The sequence below is a fragment of the Stenotrophomonas sp. RG-453 genome (assembly GCF_033843685.1).
Classification (GTDB): Bacteria; Pseudomonadota; Gammaproteobacteria; order Xanthomonadales; family Xanthomonadaceae; genus Stenotrophomonas; species Stenotrophomonas bentonitica_A.
Window position 1 is genome coordinate 51,419 of the sequence record NZ_JAMYED010000012.1, and the last position, 18,783, is coordinate 70,201.

The 18,783-nt window shown below is 67.1% G+C and carries 17 protein-coding genes; 12 read left to right on the forward strand and 5 right to left on the reverse strand.

The window, feature by feature from the left end; all coding sequences use genetic code 11:
- The first annotated feature begins 15 nt into the window (after positions 1–15).
- Positions 16–3,177, forward strand: coding sequence for a CusA/CzcA family heavy metal efflux RND transporter (locus NJD74_RS19335; RefSeq protein ID WP_102788706.1), 3,162 nt, complete (start codon positions 16–18; stop codon positions 3,175–3,177).
- 110 nt (positions 3,178–3,287) lie between these two features.
- Here NJD74_RS19335 and NJD74_RS19340 read toward each other — a convergent pair whose 3' ends face one another.
- Positions 3,288–4,499 (reverse strand): glycosyltransferase, encoded by a 1,212-nt coding sequence (locus NJD74_RS19340; protein WP_319624806.1) that lies wholly within the window; start codon positions 4,497–4,499, stop codon positions 3,288–3,290.
- Positions 4,500–4,819: 320 nt separating this feature from the next.
- Between NJD74_RS19340 and rpmB the strand changes: the two genes are divergently transcribed.
- The 5 genes from rpmB (at position 4,820) to uvrD (ending at position 10,476) form a co-directional block, all read left to right on the forward strand.
- Positions 4,820–5,056 carry a 50S ribosomal protein L28 gene (gene rpmB / locus NJD74_RS19345; RefSeq protein WP_019185625.1) on the forward strand — a complete coding sequence of 79 codons (237 nt, stop codon included), beginning with the start codon at positions 4,820–4,822 and terminating at the stop codon, positions 5,054–5,056.
- 10 nt (positions 5,057–5,066) lie between these two features.
- Positions 5,067–5,234, forward strand: coding sequence for a 50S ribosomal protein L33 (gene rpmG, locus NJD74_RS19350; RefSeq protein ID WP_172407465.1), 168 nt, complete (start codon positions 5,067–5,069; stop codon positions 5,232–5,234).
- A gap of 145 nt (positions 5,235–5,379) precedes the next feature.
- Complete coding sequence (gene cls, locus NJD74_RS19355; RefSeq protein ID WP_019185626.1) at positions 5,380–6,798, forward strand: cardiolipin synthase; 1,419 nt, start codon at positions 5,380–5,382, stop codon at positions 6,796–6,798.
- 36 nt (positions 6,799–6,834) lie between these two features.
- Positions 6,835–8,223: an FAD/NAD(P)-binding protein gene (locus NJD74_RS19360; protein WP_319624810.1), complete on the forward strand. Its 1,389-nt coding sequence runs from the start codon at positions 6,835–6,837 to the stop codon at positions 8,221–8,223.
- A 63-nt stretch (positions 8,224–8,286) separates the two neighbouring features.
- Entirely contained in the window at positions 8,287–10,476 is a 2,190-nt protein-coding gene (uvrD, locus tag NJD74_RS19365) for a DNA helicase II (protein WP_070470033.1), read from the forward strand.
- Positions 10,477–10,543: 67 nt separating this feature from the next.
- On the opposite strand, the gene NJD74_RS19370 is transcribed toward uvrD, so the two are convergent.
- Positions 10,544–11,281 (reverse strand): hypothetical protein, encoded by a 738-nt coding sequence (locus NJD74_RS19370; RefSeq protein ID WP_083298666.1) that lies wholly within the window; start codon positions 11,279–11,281, stop codon positions 10,544–10,546.
- A gap of 108 nt (positions 11,282–11,389) precedes the next feature.
- Here NJD74_RS19370 and NJD74_RS19375 point away from each other — a divergent pair, with 108 nt between their 5' ends.
- A complete protein-coding gene (locus NJD74_RS19375; RefSeq protein ID WP_102788704.1) occupies positions 11,390–11,716 on the forward strand; it encodes a low molecular weight protein tyrosine phosphatase family protein in 327 nt (108 codons plus the stop codon).
- Between the two features lie 137 nt (positions 11,717–11,853).
- Positions 11,854–12,408: a hypothetical protein gene (locus tag NJD74_RS19380; RefSeq protein ID WP_026070161.1), complete on the forward strand. Its 555-nt coding sequence runs from the start codon at positions 11,854–11,856 to the stop codon at positions 12,406–12,408.
- A 4-nt stretch (positions 12,409–12,412) separates the two neighbouring features.
- On the opposite strand, the gene NJD74_RS19385 is transcribed toward NJD74_RS19380, so the two are convergent.
- The gene (locus NJD74_RS19385) at positions 12,413–13,144 is read right to left on the reverse strand and encodes a ThuA domain-containing protein (protein WP_319624807.1); all 732 of its coding nucleotides are present in this window, start codon (positions 13,142–13,144) and stop codon (positions 12,413–12,415) included.
- Between the two features lie 214 nt (positions 13,145–13,358).
- On the opposite strand from NJD74_RS19385, the gene NJD74_RS19390 reads away from it, so the two are divergent.
- The 3 genes from NJD74_RS19390 to NJD74_RS19400 all read left to right on the forward strand — a co-directional run bounded on the left by NJD74_RS19390 (position 13,359) and on the right by NJD74_RS19400 (position 14,756).
- Positions 13,359–13,616 (forward strand): hypothetical protein, encoded by a 258-nt coding sequence (locus NJD74_RS19390; protein WP_019185634.1) that lies wholly within the window; start codon positions 13,359–13,361, stop codon positions 13,614–13,616.
- A gap of 49 nt (positions 13,617–13,665) precedes the next feature.
- Complete coding sequence (locus tag NJD74_RS19395) at positions 13,666–14,235, forward strand: sugar O-acetyltransferase (RefSeq protein WP_070426221.1); 570 nt, start codon at positions 13,666–13,668, stop codon at positions 14,233–14,235.
- 74 nt (positions 14,236–14,309) lie between these two features.
- Positions 14,310–14,756: a universal stress protein gene (locus NJD74_RS19400; protein ID WP_102788703.1), complete on the forward strand. Its 447-nt coding sequence runs from the start codon at positions 14,310–14,312 to the stop codon at positions 14,754–14,756.
- A gap of 163 nt (positions 14,757–14,919) precedes the next feature.
- On the opposite strand, the gene NJD74_RS19405 is transcribed toward NJD74_RS19400, so the two are convergent.
- Positions 14,920–15,159: a hypothetical protein gene (locus tag NJD74_RS19405; RefSeq protein ID WP_019185637.1), complete on the reverse strand. Its 240-nt coding sequence runs from the start codon at positions 15,157–15,159 to the stop codon at positions 14,920–14,922.
- Positions 15,160–15,241: 82 nt separating this feature from the next.
- Positions 15,242–15,523, reverse strand: a complete 282-nt coding sequence (locus tag NJD74_RS19410; protein WP_019185638.1) for a DUF2782 domain-containing protein — start codon at positions 15,521–15,523, stop codon at positions 15,242–15,244.
- Positions 15,524–15,620: 97 nt separating this feature from the next.
- On the opposite strand from NJD74_RS19410, the gene polA reads away from it, so the two are divergent.
- Positions 15,621–18,392, forward strand: a complete 2,772-nt coding sequence (gene polA / locus NJD74_RS19415; protein ID WP_319624808.1) for a DNA polymerase I — start codon at positions 15,621–15,623, stop codon at positions 18,390–18,392.
- Positions 18,393–18,783: the final 391 nt, after the last annotated feature.

Below are 18,783 nucleotides of genomic sequence, written 5' to 3' on the forward strand. Positions count from 1 at the left end.
CCGGAGGGCGCCGTCATGCTTGAGCGCATCATCCGCGCCGCCATCGCCCATCGCTGGTTGATGATGGCCCTGACCCTGGTGCTGATCGCGCTCGGCAGCTGGAGTTTCACCAAGCTGCCGATCGACGCCACCCCGGACATCACCAACGTTCAGGTGCAGATCAACACTGCCGCGCCGGGCTACTCGCCGCTGGAGACCGAACAGCGCATCACCTATCCGGTGGAAACGGTGATGGCCGGCCTGCCGGCGATGGAGCAGGCCCGGTCGCTATCACGCTACGGCCTCTCGCAGGTGACCGTGGTGTTCAAGGACGGCACCGATATCTACTTCGCCCGGCAGCAGGTCGCCGAGCGCCTGCAGCAGGTCAAATCGCAGATCCCCGAGGGACTGGATCCGCAGCTGGGGCCGATCTCCACCGGCCTCGGCGAGATCTTCATGTACACCATCGACGCCGATCCCAAGGCGCGCAAGGCCGATGGCACGGCGTACACCGCCACCGACCTGCGCACGCTGCAGGACTGGGTGATCCGCCCGCAGCTGCGCAACGTGCCGGGCGTGACCGAGGTCAACACCATCGGTGGCTTCCAGCGCCAGGTGCACATCACCCCGGATCCGGCACGCCTGCGCGCGCTGGGCTTTACCTTGGAGGACGTGGCGCAGGCGGTGGAAACCAACAACCAGAACGTCGGCGCCGGCTACATCGAACGCAACGGCCAGCAGTTCCTGGTGCGCATCCCCGGACAGGTCGCCAACCTGGAGGAGATCGGCAACATCGTGCTGGCCCGCCGCGAAGGCGTGCCGATCCATGTGCACGATGTGGCCCAGGTGCAGGACGGCCCGGAACTGCGCAGCGGCGCGGCCACCCAGAACGGCCATGAAGTGGTGATGGGCACGGTGGTGATGCTGATCGGCGCCAACAGCCGTGATGTCGCCCAGGCCGCGGCCGCGCGCCTGCAGCAGGCGCAGGCCAGCCTGCCCGAGGGCGTCACCGTCACCGCCAGCTACGACCGCACCGCGCTGGTCGACCGCACCATCGAGACCGTCGCCAGGAACCTGGTCGAAGGCGCCCTGCTGGTGATCGTGGTGCTGTTCCTGCTGCTCGGCAACTTCCGTGCGGCGTTGATCACCGCGGCGGTGATTCCACTGGCGATGCTGTTCACGCTGACCGGCATGGCCCGGGGCGGTGTGTCGGCCAATCTGATGAGCCTGGGCGCGCTGGACTTCGGCCTGATCGTCGATGGTGCGGTGATCATCATCGAGAACTGCCTGCGCCGCTTCGGCGAACGCCAGCACCTGCTCGGCCGCGACATGACCCGCGAAGAACGCTTCGCCGAAACCGCCAGCGCCACCGCCGAAGTGATCCGCCCGAGCCTGTTCGGGCTGGGCATCATCACCGCGGTGTATCTGCCGATCTTCGCGCTCACCGGCGTGGAAGGAAAAATGTTCCACCCGATGGCGATCACCGTGGTGCTGGCCCTGACCGGTGCGATGGTGCTGGCGCTGACCTTCGTGCCCGCCGCGATCGCGCTGTTCCTCGGTGGCCGTGTGCAGGAGAAGGAAAACCGCCTGATGGCCTGGGTGCGTCGGCGCTATGAGCCGATGCTGGCCTTCGCCCTGCGGCGCGGCCGCTGGATGGTCGCCGGCGCGCTGGTGCTGGTGATCGGCTGCGGCCTGCTGGCCACGCGGCTGGGCAGCGAGTTCGTGCCGAACCTGGACGAAGGCGATGTCGCCATGCACGCCATGCGCATCCCCGGCACCAGCTTGACCCAGTCCATCGAGATGCAGAAGCAGATCGAGAACCGGCTGGTGCAGTTCGCCGAGGTGGACAAGGTGTTCTCCAAGATCGGTACGCCGGAGGTCGCCTCCGATCCGATGCCGCCGTCGGTCGCCGATACCTTCATCATGATGAAACCGCGCAAGGCCTGGCCGGATCCGCGCAAGACACGTGCGGCGCTGCTGGCCGAACTGGAAGAAGCGGTCGAGCAGTTGCCCGGCAACAACTACGAGTTCACCCAGCCGATCCAGATGCGCACCAACGAGTTGATTTCCGGCGTGCGTGCCGACGTGGCCGTGATGCTGTTCGGCGATGATCTGGACACGCTGCTGTCGGTCGGCAAGCGCATCGCGGCGGTGGCCGACAGCGTGCCGGGTGCGGCCGACGTGCGGGTAGAAGAGACGAGCGGCCTGCCACTGCTGACCGTTACCCCCAACCGCACCGCGTTGGCCGGGTATGGCTTGAACCCGGGCCAGGTGCAGTCGACCGTGGCCACCGCGGTGGGTGGCCAGGTGGCAGGGCAGCTGTTCGAAGGCGATCGCCGCTTCGACATCGTGGTGCGCCTGCCCGAAGCGCTGCGCCAGGACCCGGCCGCGCTGGCGGACCTGCCGGTGTCGTTGGAAACCGCACTGGCGGACGCGGCCGATGAATCCAGCAGGGCGGGCAGCTGGACCAGTGGAAGTGCGCGCACGGTGCCGCTGCGTGAGCTGGCGACGCTGAGCAACAGCGAAGGGCCGAACCAGATCAACCGCGAGAACGGCAAACGCCGGATCGTGGTCACCGCCAACGTGCGTGACCGCGACCTTGGTGGATTTGTCGGTGATCTGCAGCAGGCGATCGGGCGCGATGTGCAGGTGCCCAACGGCTACTGGATCGAGTACGGCGGCAGTTTCGAGCAGCTGATCTCGGCCAGCCAGCGCCTGTCCATCGTGGTGCCGGTGACGCTGGCGATCATCTTCGCGCTGCTGTTCTGGGCGTTCGGCTCGGTCAAGGATGCGGCGATCGTGTTCAGCGGCGTGCCGCTGGCGCTTACCGGTGGCGTGCTGGCGTTGGCGCTGCGCGGCATTCCGCTGTCGATCTCGGCCGGTGTCGGCTTCATCGCACTATCCGGCGTGGCGGTACTCAACGGCCTGGTGATGATCAGCTTCGTGCGCAGCCTGCGCGAGCAGGGGATGCCATTGCCGCAGGCGGTACGCGAGGGTGCCTTGGGCCGTCTGCGCCCGGTGCTGATGACCGCATTGGTGGCCTCGCTGGGCTTCGTGCCGATGGCCTTCAACGTGGGCGCCGGCTCGGAGGTGCAGCGTCCGCTGGCGACCGTGGTGATCGGCGGCATCGTCTCGTCCACGCTGCTGACCTTGCTGGTGCTGCCGGTGCTGTATCGGTGGCTGCATCGGAAAGGATGAGGCGGCACGGGTGGTCGGGTAACCCTTCATCGATGGGGTAGCACCCGACCGTTGGTCGGGTGATTCTTCAGGCGGCACAGAAAATTCCGTGCGCGCCGTGGCCGCTGCTATCAAGGTGACAACCACGCCTCGATGGCAGCGACGCCGGCGCGGACGCCGTTCTCGGCCGTCATCGCCTGACCCAGCGCGCCAGCGCGGGCGCGGGTATTGGCATGTTCTGCAAAGGCGATGGCCCGGCTCAGTGTCCCTGCGTCCAACCGCTTCGGCGACAGCGCCGCCGGTGCCACGCCCAACTGCTGCAGCCGGTCCGCCCAGAAGAACTGATCCGCGGCGAACGGCATCACCAGCGAGGGCACCCCGGCCCGGCAGGCCGAGTGCGTGGTGCCGCTGCCACCGTGGTGGATGACGAGCGCGCAGCGCGGGAACAGGGCTTCGTGCGGGGTCGGCCCGAGCACGAACACGTTTTGCGGAAGCGGGGCGCTGGGCAGCCCGGCCCAGCCCGGAAACAGCAGTACCCGCCGCGGCGCCAGGGCCGCCAGCAGCGCCGGCAGCACCTGGTCGCGATCGAAGCCGGTCATGCTGCCGAACCCGAGGTAGACCGGGGCGGGGCCGGCGTCCAGGAAGGCCTGCAGGGCCGGGGGCGGCTGCCAGCCGTGCTCCGGTGCTCGCCACTGGCCGCAGATTCGGTGGTTGGCGGGCCAGTCCGGCGGCGGGGGCAGCAGGCTGGGCGAGATGCCGTACAGCATCGGTAGATCCCGCCAGGGCGAGGCGCGCACCGGCATGCCCAATGCCCGTCGCGCGGCGTTGACCGGACCGCGGAAGGTGCGCCACACCGCCTGGTTGACCAAGGTGTAGCTGAGGCGATTGAGCGCGCCGGGCAGGCGCAGCCGTGGCAGGAACGGAGAGGGGAAGCCGGCGGTCGGGGTCAGCGGAATCATCCCGGTGCCGATCACCGGCAGCCCATGGTGTTCGGCCACGGCCAGGCCCACGAACGCGGCCAGCCCGCCGGTCAGCACCGCATCGCACCCGGCGGCCGCCGCGTCGGCCTGGCGCATCCAGCCGGGCACGTGCCGTTGCGCCATCCGCGCCAGACCCCGCGAGGCCGCAAGGCGGGCGTTGCCGCGCGACACCAGCGCCACCACCTCGTCATGGATGTCGCCCTCCAGCGCGGCATGCGGGACGCCCAGCTGGCGCGCGGTATCCAGCGTGCCGCGCTCGGCCAGCAGAAGCACCTCATGGCCGGCGCCGATCAGCCCATGACAGAGCATCACCAGCGGGCGGGTGTCGCCTTCGGTGCCGTAGGTCAGGGCGAGCAGCTTCATGAAAGGCTGAAGGCGAAGGGCAGTAAAGGGGCTGGGGTCGTCATCGTCACATCCGCGTTGCAGGCCCGGGCAGCCTAGCGGAGCGGCTGTCACGGGGCCGGGATGGCGCGCTTGGGCCAGGCCGGCTTGCCGCAGGCCCCCGGAGCGGGCATAATGCGCGGCTCGCTGTGTCCAAAAACCTTTGGATCGGTGGCCGGGAACACGTCATCCGGCCCGCCCTCGACAGCGTAACCCTTTGATTCTCATGACGTGTGGCGGGAAACCGCCGAGGCCGCCGTCGCCCGGGCTATGGGCTGACAACTACTTTATCGAGGTGCGCAATGTCCCGCGTATGCCAAGTTTCCGGCAAGCGAGTGCAGACGGGTAACAACGTCTCGCACGCCAACAACAAGACCCGTCGTCGTTTCCTGCCCAACCTGCACGAGCGCCGCTTCTGGGTTGCCAGCGAGAACCGCTGGGTCAAGCTTCGTGTTTCCGCGCATGCCCTGCGCACCATCGACAAGAACGGCATCGACTCCGTTCTGGCTGAGCTGCGTTCGCGCGGCGAAAAGGTCTGAGGAGTAAACGATCATGGCAGGCAAGCGCGATAAGATCCGTCTGATTTCGACGGCCAACACTGGCCACTTCTACACGACGGACAAGAACAAGAAGAACACCCCCGGGAAGATGGAATTCCTGAAGTACGATCCGGTCGTGCGCAAGCACGTCCTGTACAAGGAAGGCAAGATCAAGTAATCCGCGAGGATGCTTGAGCTTCCCGAAAAAACCCGCCCCTCGTGGCGGGTTTTTTCATGGGCCGCGCCCGGGCCCGCACCCGGCATGACCGGTTGCATGCAGCGACCCATGGCAGAATGCGATTCCCCTCCCGACGGGCGACGCGATGCTGTTCGAGTGGCTGCTGGGTTCGTGGTTGTTGATGCTGGATTGGCTGATCCGGCTGGCCGCGCTGTTCTGGATTCCCAGCCGCACCACGCCCGGTGCCGCACGCAGCTGGCTGCTGCTGGTCGGCTTCGTGCCGCTGCTCGGGCTGCCGCTGTACCTGCTGTTCGGCCACCCCTGGCTGTCGCGCCAGCGCGTGCAGCGCCAGGCCGAGGCGTCCCAGGTGATCCGCGAGGAACAGGCCCTGCAGCCGCCGCTGCGCTGGACGCCCGCGCCGGATACCGCCACCGCCGAGATCGTGCCGCTGATCGAGCGCCAGGGCGATTTCATGCCCATCCACGGCAACGCGGTGGATCTGCTCAACAACTACGACGCTTCGCTGCAGGCGCTGATCGAAGACATCGACCAGGCGCGCGAGCGCGTCCACCTGCTGTACTACCTGATGTTCGACGATGCGGTCGGTGAGGCCATCGTTCAGGCACTGCAGCGCGCCGCGGCGCGTGGCGTGCACTGCCGGTTGCTGCTGGATGCTGTCGGCGCCAAGCGCGGGCTGCGCCACTATCGCCACCGCCTGCAGGCGATCGGTGTGGATGTGCGCGCGATGTTGCCCGGTGGCCTGCGCTGGCGCCGCAGTGGCCGCATGGACCTGCGCAACCACCGCAAGATCGCGGTGATCGACAACCGCGTCGGTTACATCGGCTCGCAGAACCTGGCGCGGGCGCAGTTCGTGGCCGGGTTCCCGAACAAGGAACTGGTCGCGCGCGTGCGTGGGCCCGTAGTCGCCCATCTGGAGGCCGTGTTCGCCAGCGACTGGTACATGGAAACCGGACAGCGCCTGGATGTGTTGACCGCAGTGCCGGTGTGCTCGGCCGATGTCCCGACCCAGCTGCTGCCCAGCGGCCCGGCGTATCCCTTCAGCAACGCGCGTGATGCGGTGAACGCGCTGATCCATCTGGCCCGGCGGCGGATCGTGCTGGTCACGCCCTATTTCGTGCCCGACGAAGCGACCTTGAGCGCGCTGCGCATCGCTGCGCTGTCCGGCGTGCAGGTGCAGCTGATCCTGTCGGCCAGCACCAACCAGCGGCTGACCTCCTGGGCGCAGGAGGCCTACTACGACGAGCTGCTGCGCAGTGGCGTGCGCATCGCGCTGTATGCGCCGAACTTCCTGCACGCCAAGCACCTGACCGTCGATGAAGATATCGCGCTGGTCGGCTCGATCAATCTTGATATCCGCTCGTTCGCGCTCAATGCCGAGATCGGCATGCTCTGCTACGACGCCGGCATGGTGCGCCAGCTGGCGCAGATCGAAGCGGACTATCTGGAGCAGTCGCGCCAGCTGGATCTAGCGACGTGGCGCCAACGTCCGGCCTGGAAGCGCAGCCGCGAAGGCATCGCGCGGCTGGCCGATGCCTTGATGTAGTCCGCTGTGACGCACGTGGACGGTCGGTCCACGTGCATCGCCTACAATCGGGGCATGACTGCGTCCGATACCCATCGCCAGTGTGATCTGGCCATCGTCGGCGGCGGCGCTGCCGGCGTCCTTGTCGCACTGCAGGCGCTGCGCCATGCCGAGCGGCCGTCACGCATCGTGCTGTTCGAGCCGGCCTCGGTGCTGGCCGAAGGCATCGCCTACGCCACCCCGTGGCCCGAGCATCTGCTCAACGTGCCGGCCGGCAAAATGAGCGGGCTGCCGGACCAGCCCGCGGATTTTCTCGATTACCTGATCGACAGCGAGGCGATCGCCGATGTGCCGCGCGAGGTGCTGGCCGAGCAGTTCGTGCCGCGCCGCCATTACGCTGCCTACCTGCGCCAGCGCCTGGAACAGGCGCGCGAACGCAGCGTGGCGGTGCTGGAGGTGGTCGAACAGCCGGTCTTCGCGCTGGTTCCCCACGTACAGGGCGTGCAGCTGCGGCTCGACGACGACGTGACCTGGAGCGCCCAGCGCGTGGTGCTGGCCTGCGGCAACAGCATGCGCCCGCTGCCGGTGCCCGGTGCCGACGCATTGCCGCCCGCGCAGGCGGTGGAAGCCTGGGATTACGACGGCGTGCGTGTCCTGGCCGGCGATGACGATCTGGCCATCATCGGCTCGGGCCTGAGCATGGCCGACAGCGTGGTCGCCCTCGCCGCCGCCGGTCACCGTGGGCGCATTTTCGTGCTCTCGCGTCATGCGTTGCTGCCGTTGCCGCAGGCGCATGGCGCATCCGTCACCTTCGATCCGCAGCCACTGCTGGCGATGTCGCTGCGCCAGCGCATGCGGGAGCTGCGTGCGCAGGCCGATGCCGCCGTGGCGCGGGGCATCCCGTGGCAGAGCGTGATGGACCGCGTCCGGCCGATGGGCCAGGCGCTGTGGCTGAGCTTGAGCGAGGCCGACCAGCGCCGTTTCCTGCGCCACGTGGTGCGCTATTGGGACGTACACCGCCACCGCATCGCCGAATCGGTGCACGCCCAGGTGGCCGAACTGGAGCGTCGTGGCCAGCTGCAGCGCCACCGCGCCCGCCTGGACACGCTGCTGGTGCAGGAAAGCGGGCTGCAGCTGCACGGCCGCAGCCCGGACGGTGGCCTGCCGCCATTGACCGTGGGCGCGGTAATCAACGCCACCGGGGTGGAGACCCGCGCGCTGTCCATGCGCAATCCGCTGATCCGGCAGCTGCTGGCCGACGGGCATGCCCGCCCGGGCCCGCATGGCCTCGGCCTGGATACGGTGGAGGAGGGCGGCCTGATCGATGGCCACGGCCAGCCGCAGCCGGCGATCCGGGTGGTCGGCTGCCTGCGCATCGGCACCCTGTGGGAAAGCCTGGCGATCCCGGAGCTGCGGGTGCAGGCCGAACAGGCGGCGCGCGGCTGAACCCGTTCGATCCGCGCGCCGGGTAACGGCCCGGAGCGACCCGCCCGAGGGTAAAATGGGGACATGGATGTTTCCCACTTGCTCGACGGGTTGAACCCCGCCCAGCGCGAAGCTGTGTCCGCCCCGCCCGGCCACCATCTGGTGCTTGCCGGTGCCGGTTCCGGCAAGACCCGCGTGCTTATCCACCGCATCGCCTGGCTCAATGAAGTCTGCGGCGTGCCGACCCATGGCATTTTTGCGGTGACTTTCACCAACAAGGCCGCCGGGGAGATGCGTCACCGCATCGACCTGCAGCTGCCGCAGGGCAGCCGCGGCGCCTGGATCGGCACCTTCCACGGCCTGGCCCACCGCCTGCTGCGCCTGCATTACCAGGACGCCAAGCTGCCCGACAGCTTCCAGGTGATGGACTCGGACGACCAGCTGCGGCTGGTCAAGCGCGTGGTCCAGCAGCTGGAGATCGACGACGGCAAGTTCCCGCCAAAGCAGATCGCCTGGTGGATCAACGAGCAGAAGGACGAGGGCCGCCGCCCACAGCACATCCAGCCCGAGCCGCATGATGCGTGGCTGGAGACCATGCGCCAGGCCTACGCGGCCTACCAGGAGCGCTGCGACCGTGCCGGCCTGGTCGATTTCGCCGAGCTGCTGCTGCGCGCGCATGAACTGCTGCGCGACAACCCTGCCCTGCTGGCCCACTACCGTTCGCGCTTCCGCGAAATCCTGGTGGACGAGTTCCAGGACACCAACGCCATCCAGTACGCTTTCGTGCGCGTGCTGGCCGGCGACAGCGGCCACGTGTTCGTGGTCGGCGACGATGACCAGGCCATCTACGGCTGGCGCGGCGCCAAGGTCGAGAACGTCCAGCGCTTCCTGAAGGATTTCCCGGGTGCGCAGACCGTGCGCCTGGAGCAGAACTACCGCTCCACCGCCAACATCCTCGGCGCAGCCAATGCGGTGATCGCGCACAACCCGGACCGCATCGGCAAGGAGTTGTGGACCGACAGCGGCGACGGTGATCCGATCGATCTGTACGCGGCCTACAACGAAATGGATGAGGCGCGTTACGTGGTCGAGCGGGCGCGCCAGTGGGTGCGCGACGGCGGCAGCTACGGCGATGTGGCCGTGCTCTACCGCAGCAACGCGCAGTCGCGTGCGTTCGAAGAATCGCTGCTCTCCGAGCAGGTGCCGTACCGCGTGTATGGCGGCATGCGCTTCTTCGAGCGTGCCGAAATCAAGGACGCGCTGGCATACCTGCGGTTGATGACCAACCGCAACGATGACGCCGCCTTCGAACGCGCGGTCAACACGCCGACGCGCGGCATCGGCGACCGCACCCTGGATGAAGTGCGCCGGTTGGCGCGCGCCCAGGCGATCTCGCTGTGGGAAGCGACCATGCTGACCACCCAGGGAGATGCGCTGGCCGCACGCGCACGCAACGCGCTGGCCGGCTTCCTGGTGCTGGTCAATCAGCTCCAGGCCGAAGCGGACACGATGACCCTGGCCGAACGCATCGACCACGTGCTGATGCGCTCGGGCCTGCGCGAGCACTGGTCCAAGGAAAGCCGCAACGCGCTGGATTCGGAATCGCGCGCGGACAACCTGGACGAACTGGTCTCGGTGGCCTCGCGCTTCGTGCGTCGCGAAGATGACGTCGAAGAGACCCAGGACATGAGCGAGCTGGTCGCCTTCCTCGCCTACGCCTCGCTGGAGGCTGGCGAAGGCCAGGCCCAGGCCGGCGAAGAGGGCGTGCAGTTGATGACGCTGCACGCCGCCAAGGGCCTGGAATTCCCGCTGGTGTTCCTGGCCGGCATGGAAGACGGCCTGTTCCCGAGTGCACGTTCGCTGGAAGAAAGCGGCCGGCTGGAAGAAGAGCGTCGCCTGGCCTACGTGGGCATCACGCGCGCGCGCCAGAAGCTGGTGCTCTGCTACGCCGAATCGCGTCGCATCCATGGCCAGGACAACTACAACGTGCCCTCGCGTTTCCTGCGCGAGATCCCGCGTGAGCTGGTGAACGAAGTGCGCCCCAAGGTGCAGGTCTCGCGCGGCACCTCGCTGGGCGCCAACCGGGTGATGGGCCACGCCGCGCTGGAAGCACCGCCGCTCAAGCTGGGCGCGATGGTCAACCATCCCAAGTTCGGCGAAGGCATGGTCACCGACTATGAAGGCAGCGGCCAGCACGCCCGCGTGCAGGTGGAATTCATCGAAGCCGGCAGCAAGTGGCTGGTGATGGCGTATGCCAACCTGACGGTGATCTGATCACCGTCGGGGGCCGGGAATTCCTGTAGAGCCGAGCCATGCTCGGCTCCACAACAGCGGTCGGTCGTCAGCCGGTGGTGAACGTCTCCACGGCTGCCACCACCCCGGCGCGTTCCATCAGCTCTTCATGCTGACGGTTCTGGATCAGCACGTAGCGCCCTTCCTCCGGCGACAGTACTTCGATCACCTCGTCGCGATAATTGGTGATCTCGATGAAGCCATCGCTCACTCCGTTGAGGTTTTCGATCTCGGCCATCAGTGTCTCAAGACTCACGATGGCCCCGTTCTTGTCCGCTCCGCCGCCAGTCCGGGGGTTGTCGAAATACAGGCTGATCTTCGGTTGCCTGATCCTGCGCCAGTTGTTGACGTCGACGATGTGATGCGTGGACCACTTGAAATCCTCTTCTGATTCGTTGCCGCTGAACTCGCACTGGAAGATCGGCAGACACAGGAACAGGTCGGTTCGATTCGCACTGCGGTTCAGGAGCCCGTGATACGTGCTGGGAACCGCTATCGCGTGGGTGAATCCATAGATGTTTGGTGGAATAGCAAAAATCGTCGGTCTGTCACGAGACAGGTGGGACGGAGCGCTCAGCCCTACGCTGCAAGCGAACTGCGGATCATGGATGTCCTTCGAGGTGATCGCCAGATCATGCCCGTCGGCGTTTCGCAGGCAGCAATAAAGCGTGTACGTCGCAACGACGTATTTGCCAACGTAGCAACCATGGGCTTCGCCGACCTCGCCAAATTCCCTCAACAGCTCATCTCTGGTGATCATGGTTATCTGGACGGTGGGGAAGCCCATGATGGCTGTCGGAACCTTCGTCAGCAATGCAGTTTGTTTAGATTGTCCTGTGGGGTCAGATCCCTTTTCCGATGGAAAAGGAATCCGCCCCCGATTACGCTGCGAGCCATGACCCGCAACGTACTTTTCCTTTGCAGCCAGAACCGCCTGCGCAGCCCGACGGCCGAGCAGGTATTTGCCGATTGGCCCGGTATCGAGACCGCCTCGGCAGGGCTGCTGGCCGACGCCGAGGAAGTGCTCAGTCCGGAACTGTTGCAGTGGGCCGACCTGGTCTTCGTGATGGAGAAGGCGCACCGCAACCGGCTGTCCAGTCGTTACAACGCATGGCTGGGCGGCAAGCGGGTAATCTGCCTGGATATCCCCGACGACTACGAGTACATGGACCCGGTGCTGGTGGAGTTGCTCAAACGTAAGGTGGCGCCGTTCCTGCGTTGACCGCGCTGTTGTAGCGCCGAGCCATGCTCGGCCGCTTACTGCCGAAAGGCAGTCGAGCACGGCTCGACTCTACACATGGGAGCCGGCCAGCGGCCGGCACTACAATGGGCGGCATTCCTTTCGCGCAGGCCCCCGCCATGACCGATTCGCCGCTGCACGTCACCGTGAAGTTGAACGCCAAGCTTCAGCCCGAGCATCGCCACGAGCTGTTCGAAGATCCGCTGGATGCCCTGCTGGGCACTGCCGAACTGGGCGAGATCACGGGCGGTGGCACCGCGCTGACCGACGACGGCGAAGTGGACTATGGCGATATCGAGATCGCGTTGAACGATCCGGCCTCGCTGCCCGGCGTGATCGAGCTGCTGCAGCAGCTGGGTGCACCCAAGGGCTCGCTGATCCAGCGCGAAGGCGTTGCCGATCAGCCGTTCGGTGTCACCGAGGGCCTGGCGTTGTACTTGAACGGTACCGACCTGCCCGATGAGGTCTACGAGCAGTGCGATTCGAACTACGTGTTCGAGCAGATCGTCGAGCGTATCGAAGGCCACGGCGAGATCTGCAGCTGGTGGCAGGGCCCGACCGAGACGGCGCTGTATCTGTATGGCGCCTCGTTCGACACGATGCACGAGCGTATCGCCGATCTGCTGGCGAGCTATCCGCTGTGCCAGGGCGCGCGCGTGGTACGCACCGCCTGATCGATCAACACGCCGGCGCGTGGCCTGCCGCATAGCGCAGGCCACGGCGCAGCTGCGCCCGCACATTCGGCTCGGCATACACCGCCGCGTCGTGGCCCAGCCCGGTGTACCAGCTGCGGCCGCCATCGAAGGGCCGGCACCAGGCGATGGGATGATCGGCGCCCATGGTGCCGCCGTCGTAGCGCGATTCGTCCACCGTCGCGATGACCTGCACCATCCCACGGGGATTGCGCCGGTAGTTGTAGAGCTCATCGCGGATCGGCCAGGCCACTCCGGAAGCCTTCCCGTCCCGTTCGGGCTGCACCAACGTGTCCTGCAGACCTTCCGGGTGTTTGTGGAACCACGCGCCCACCAGCTCGCCATACCACGGCCAGTCGTACTCGGTGTCCGCGGCAGCGTGCACGCCCATGAAACCGCCGCCGTTGCGGATGAACTGCTCCATCGCGGCCTGCTGCGTGGCATCGAGCACATCGCCGGTGGTGTTGGCGAAGACAACGGCGCGGTAGCGGGCGAGGGTGTCGGCGCGGAAGTCGCGCGGATCCTCGCTGTGATCCGCCCTCAATCCGGCCTCGGTGCTCAGCTGGCGCAGCGTCGCCACGGCCACTGGAATCGAGTCGTGGTGGAACTTGGCGGTGCGGGTGAAGATCAGGATGCGGTCGGCGCCGGGTGGGGCGGCAAGCCCGGCCATCGGGAGCAGGAGCAGCGAACACAGCAGGGCGATGAGCAGTCGGCGCATGCGCGGAGTCTGTCACGGGCCGTGGCGCCTGGCGTCCTGCGCTGCAGCACGGGCAACGCATGCGTGCGCGATCGGGCAGGGGGCGGGGCGGGCGGGCACGCTTCATCCCGGATCCTCCCCGGCTCATCCCGGATTTCACGCGCTTCGTCGCGTGCCGCTTGTCGCTTCCAAGGGCGGCGCCCAGAGTCTGCCCCTGTCCGCTGGGAGCGCACTCGTGAACAAGGGAATTCCGTATCTGCTCGCTGCACTGGTCCTGCTGACGTGGTCGGCAGGCTGGGCCGAGCCGGTGCTGGCCCTGGTCCACCACGCGCAGAGCTGCCTGGCCGGCGGCGGCGACTTCGATCTGCTGCGCCTGCGCTGCCAGCCACAGCCCAGCGTGGTGTGCATCGGCCCCGCAACGTTGTGGTTCTGGCTGAGCGGCGTCGTCTTCGCGGTGGTGGCACTGCTGGGCACGCGGCGTGGCGCACGCTGACACGCACGTGGGCAACCGGCATCATCGGGCTCTGTCTGATGGAGGCCACATGGGTCCGAGCGAAAAGGAAAAGATGCTGTCCGGGATGCCGTATCGTCCGGGCGACCCGGAACTGCAGGCCGAGATGGCGGCGGCCAAGGTCTGGATGGTCCGTTACAACGCGGCCCTGGCCGAAAGCCCGGCCGTGCGCCGCGCGCTGTTGCGCGAGCAGCTCGGTGCGGTCGGCGAAGGCGCGGTGATCCGGCCGCCGTTCCACTGCGATTACGGCAGCAACATCCGCCTGGGCCAGGGCGTATTCCTCAACTACAACTGCGTGATCCTGGACGTGGCCGAGGTCAGCATCGGCGATGGCACCCAGATCGGCCCGGCGGTGCAGATCTATGCGGCCGACCATCCGCGCGATCCGCAGGCACGCGCGCAGGGCCTGGAGTCGGCCAGGCCGGTGCGCATCGGCCGCAATGTCTGGATCGGCGGCGGCGCGATCATACTGCCCGGCGTGACCATTGGCGATGACGCGGTGGTCGGTGCCGGCAGCGTGGTCACCCGCGATGTACCGGCCGGTGCGACGGTGGTGGGCAACCCGGCACGGGGAGTGACTGCACGCACCCACGGCGATTGATCCAGCTCAAGGCACCGCGTCCACATCGGGTGTGCAATGGTGATGTTCCCATTGCCACCCCAAGGAGCTCTGCCATGTACAAGCGCATCCTGATCGCCACCGATGGTTCGGAGCTGGCTGAAAAAGGCTTGGCCAAGGGCCTGGAGCTGGCCAGGGACCTCGATGCCGAGGTCGATATCGTGACCGTCTCCGAACCGTGGGCGGTGGGCATGTACGACGCCATGGGCTGGAGCGTGGGCTACATGAACTCGCCCGAGTACAAAGCCGACCGCGAAGAGACCGCGCAGAAGGTGCTGCAGCCGGCCAAGGCCGCCGCCGAGGCGCAGGGACTGCGCACCACCACCGTGCACGTGCTTGACCGCTATGCCGCCGACGGCATCATCGATACTGCCACTGAACGCGGCAGCGACCTGATCGTGATGACCTCGCATGGTCGCCGTGGCGTCACCCGTGTGCTGCTCGGCAGCCAGACCGCCGAAGTGCTGGCACGCAGCACGGTACCGGTACTGGTCATCCGGTAACGGGGAAAGCGGTAGTGCCGGCCGCTGGCCGGCTCCTAGGTTGGCCCGATGCAGGCGCAGCCGGCCAGCGGTCGGCACTACCTCCCCCTTCGTCGCAAAGCGTGCGCGTCCCATCCGTCGCGCGGCGCGAGCGCCCGATCAATCGCGCATCGTGCGCGTCCGATCAATCGCGCAGCTTCAACGTCTGCGATTCATCCAGCGTGCCATCGGGCTGCAGCACCACATAGCGCTCGCCGTGGCGGTCGAACAGTACCGGGATCGGGTCGCGGAACAGCGGGCGGCGCACGAAGCGCAGCTGCCAGCCGAAATGCTCCAGCGTTTCCACCGCCTGGCGCTGCTCCGCCGTCAGGCCGGCGCGCAGTTCAGCCGGGTTCGGGGCAGTGCGGCGTTCGGGTGTGGTCATCGAGCGTAGGCGTGCAGGGACGGGCGTGTTGCCCCGGCCACCGCGTGCGGACACGGGGCGGCCGGGCGGACAGCGCCGCGGTTCACCAGCTGTAGAGCTTCCAGTAGACCGGGGAGACGCCGTCCTTGTCACTGTCCATGCGGCCATCGCCGTTCTGGTCATACATGTAGAACGGGGCACCGCGCGACGGGGTCACCTTGACCATCCGCAGCTGGCCACCCACCCGGTATTCCTCGATGGTGTCGCCGTTGTCCTGGACCGTCTTGACCACGTCGGCACCGGTGACATCGACCGGGGGCCTGCCGCCGCCACCGGTGGCACAGCCGGCCAGCGCGAGCAGGCCTGCGAGCAACAGAATCTTCATGGGCCGGGAGTCCTTGGGCGAAGAGGGCCTGATTATGCCCGATGGATCGTGAGCCCGGTGCCGACGACGGTCAGGGCCGGGCGCGTAGAATCGTCGCATGAGCCGATTAGTCCTGATTGACGGGTCCAGTTACCTGTATCGCGCGTTCCACGCGCTTCCGCCGCTGACCAACGCACACGGTGAACCCACCGGCGCGTTGTTCGGTGTGGTCAACATGCTGCGCGCCACCCTGAAGGAGCGCCCCGAGTACGTCGCTTTCGTGGTCGATGCGCCCGGCAAGACCTTCCGTGACGACCTGTACGCCGACTACAAGGCCAACCGCCCGCCGATGCCCGACGACCTGCGCCCGCAGATCGAGCCGATGTGCCGCATCGTCGAAGCGCTGGGCCTGAGCATCCTGCGCATCCCCGGCGTGGAAGCCGATGATGTGATCGGCACGCTGGCCCTGCAGGGCCACCGCGATGGCCTGCAGGTCACCATTTCCACCGGTGACAAGGACTTCGCCCAGTTGGTCCGCCCGGGCATCGAGCTGGTCAACACCATGACCGGCAGCCGCATGGATTCGGACGCGGCGGTGATGGAGAAGTTCGGCGTGCGTGCCGACCAGATCGTCGACCTGCTGGCGCTGATGGGCGACGCGGTGGACAACGTGCCGGGTGTGGAAAAGTGCGGCCCCAAGACCGCTGCCAAGTGGCTGGCCGAGTACCAGCACCTGGACGGCGTGATCGCCGCGGCCCCGACCATGAAGGGCAAGATCGGCGAAAACCTGCGCGCGGCGCTGGAGCGCCTGCCGCTCAACCGCGAGCTGGTCACGATCCGCACCGACGTGCCCCTGGAGGTGACGCCGCAGACGCTGCCGCTGCGAGAGCCGGATGTGCCCTCGCTGAGCGAGCTGTACCTGCGCTACGGTTTCACCCAGGCCCTCAAGGAGCTGGGCGGCCCGGTGCCGGCCTCCGCCGCCGCCAGCGATGCCCCGGTCAGCCTGCGTGGCACCGCGGCCGGCTACGCCCGCGGCACGGCGGAGGAGGCGGTGGTGCCGGTCGACCCGGCGCTCTCCGCCCCCGGTGAGTACGAGATGGTGCTGACCACTGAACAGCTGGACGCCTGGGTGCAGCGCCTGGCCACGGCCGAGCTGATCTCCTTCGATACCGAGACCGACGCGCTGGACGCCATGCGCGCCAACCTGGTCGGCATCAGCCTGGCGGTCGAGCCGGGCCGGGCGGCCTACATCCCGGTCGGCCATGATTACCCGGGTGCGCCGGCCCAGCTGCCGCGCGAGCAGGTGCTGGCAGCGCTGCGCCCTGCCCTGGAAGACCCCACCAGGAAGAAGCTTGGCCAGCACGGCAAGTACGACCTGCACGTGCTGCGCCGCCACGGCGTGAACCTGCAGGGGTACCACGACGACACCATGCTGGAGAGCTTCGTGCTCAATTCCACCGCCACGCGCCATGACATGGACTCGCTGGCGATGCGCTACCTGGGCTACACCACGATCAAGTTCGAGGAGGTGGCCGGCAAGGGCGCCAAACAGATCTCGTTCTCGCAGGTGGGCCTGGACGAAGCGTGCCGTTACGCTGCCGAAGATGCCGACGTGACCCTGCGCCTGCACCACGCGCTGCAGCCACAACTGCAGGCCACGCCCTCGCTGGACGGTGTCTACCGCGACATCGAGATGCCGCTGGTGCCGGTGCTGGCGCGGATCGAAGCCAATGGCGTGCACATCGACATGGCCGAGCTGCGCCGGCAGAGCCAGGACCTGGGCTCGCGCATGCTGGCCGCCCAGCAGAAGGCCACCGAGCTGGCCGGGCGCACCTTCAACCTGGATTCGCCCAAGCAGCTGCAGGCCGTGCTGTTCGACGAACTGCAGCTGCCGGCACTGGTGAAGACGCCCAAGGGCCAGCCCAGCACCAACGAAGAGGCGCTGGAGGCGATCGCCGAGCAGCATGAACTGCCGCGGGTGATCCTGGAGTACCGCGGGCTGGCCAAGCTGCGCAGCACCTATACCGACAAGCTGCCGGAGATGATCAACCAGGACACCGGGCGGGTACACACCAGCTACCACCAGTCCGGCGCCGCCACCGGCCGGCTGTCCTCGTCCGACCCGAACCTGCAGAACATCCCGATCCGCACCGAGGACGGCCGCCGCATCCGCCGCGCCTTCGTCGCCCCGCCGGGCCGCAAGATCCTGGCCTGCGATTACTCGCAGATCGAACTGCGGATCATGGCCCACCTCTCCGAAGACCCCGGCCTGGTGCGGGCCTTCGAGCAGGGCGTGGACGTGCACCGGGCGACCGCGGCCGAAGTCTTCAGCCGCAGCCTGGAGGAGGTCACCTCCAACGAACGCCGGGCCGCCAAGGCGATCAACTTCGGCCTGATGTACGGCATGAGTGCGTTCGGGCTGGCCCGCAACCTGGGCATCGACCGCGGCCAGGCCCAGGATTACGTGGCGCTGTACTTCAGCCGCTACCCCGGCGTGCGTGATTTCATGGAACGGATGCGCCAGCAGGCCCGTGACCAGGGCTACGTGGAGACCCTGTTCGGCCGTCGCCTGTACCTGAACGACATCAACGCCCGCAACCAGGGCCTGCGTGCCGGGGCGGAACGCGCCGCCATCAACGCCCCCATGCAGGGCACGGCGGCCGACATCATCAAGCGCGCCATGGTGAAGGTGGACAGCTGGCTGCTCGACCACAGCGACCAGGCCAAGATGATTCTGCAGGTACACGATGAACTGGTCTTTGAAACCGAAAGCAGTTTCCTCGATACCTTGCGTTTGAAAGTCGTTGAATTGATGTCGTCAGCGGCCGAACTGCGGGTACCGCTGGTGGTGGATGCCGGCGTCGGTGATAACTGGGATGAGGCACATTGAGGCCTGAATCACAGTCAAAAGGCTGAATTGGTTCATTGCGCCGCGATAATCTGACTGTTGGATGAATGTTTCCGGGAAGAGGGGCGGATTAATTGGGCCCCTTCACGAACTATCAATGTTCGGAGTGCTTTGATAGACCTCGACAGGCGCAATGCCTGTTGTGGATCTCTCCCATCCCCTGGAGCAGATCTCGGAACGGGGGCTCCTCCCCAAGCGCCCGTTCCCCGGCCCCGCTAACCTCCCCCTGGTTGGCGGGGCTTTTTATTGGTTCTTCTCCCATCTGAGGGGAGAAGGCGCACGGCCGACCAGCTAGATTTGTAGTTGTCGAGAAAACAAACCGAGGCCGGCCGTGGCCAAGCTGGATTGTATGCCGTTGCTGGGAGGCTGGGCG

Excerpts from the sequence above, each read along its gene's own strand:
- NJD74_RS19335 (WP_102788706.1), top strand. The coding sequence starts at position 16 with ATGCTTGAGCGCATCATCCGCGCCGCCATCGCCCATCGCTGGTTGATG.
- NJD74_RS19340 (WP_319624806.1), bottom strand. The coding sequence starts at position 4,499 with ATGAAGCTGCTCGCCCTGACCTACGGCACCGAAGGCGACACCCGCCCG.
- rpmB (WP_019185625.1), top strand. The coding sequence starts at position 4,820 with ATGTCCCGCGTATGCCAAGTTTCCGGCAAGCGAGTGCAGACGGGTAAC.
- cls (WP_019185626.1), top strand. The coding sequence starts at position 5,380 with ATGCTGTTCGAGTGGCTGCTGGGTTCGTGGTTGTTGATGCTGGATTGG.
- uvrD (WP_070470033.1), top strand. The coding sequence starts at position 8,287 with ATGGATGTTTCCCACTTGCTCGACGGGTTGAACCCCGCCCAGCGCGAA.
- NJD74_RS19370 (WP_083298666.1), bottom strand. The coding sequence starts at position 11,281 with ATGGGCTTCCCCACCGTCCAGATAACCATGATCACCAGAGATGAGCTG.
- NJD74_RS19375 (WP_102788704.1), top strand. The coding sequence starts at position 11,390 with ATGACCCGCAACGTACTTTTCCTTTGCAGCCAGAACCGCCTGCGCAGC.
- NJD74_RS19380 (WP_026070161.1), top strand. The coding sequence starts at position 11,854 with ATGACCGATTCGCCGCTGCACGTCACCGTGAAGTTGAACGCCAAGCTT.
- NJD74_RS19385 (WP_319624807.1), bottom strand. The coding sequence starts at position 13,144 with ATGCGCCGACTGCTCATCGCCCTGCTGTGTTCGCTGCTCCTGCTCCCG.
- NJD74_RS19395 (WP_070426221.1), top strand. The coding sequence starts at position 13,666 with ATGGGTCCGAGCGAAAAGGAAAAGATGCTGTCCGGGATGCCGTATCGT.
- NJD74_RS19400 (WP_102788703.1), top strand. The coding sequence starts at position 14,310 with ATGTACAAGCGCATCCTGATCGCCACCGATGGTTCGGAGCTGGCTGAA.
- NJD74_RS19405 (WP_019185637.1), bottom strand. The coding sequence starts at position 15,159 with ATGACCACACCCGAACGCCGCACTGCCCCGAACCCGGCTGAACTGCGC.
- NJD74_RS19410 (WP_019185638.1), bottom strand. The coding sequence starts at position 15,523 with ATGAAGATTCTGTTGCTCGCAGGCCTGCTCGCGCTGGCCGGCTGTGCC.
- polA (WP_319624808.1), top strand. The coding sequence starts at position 15,621 with ATGAGCCGATTAGTCCTGATTGACGGGTCCAGTTACCTGTATCGCGCG.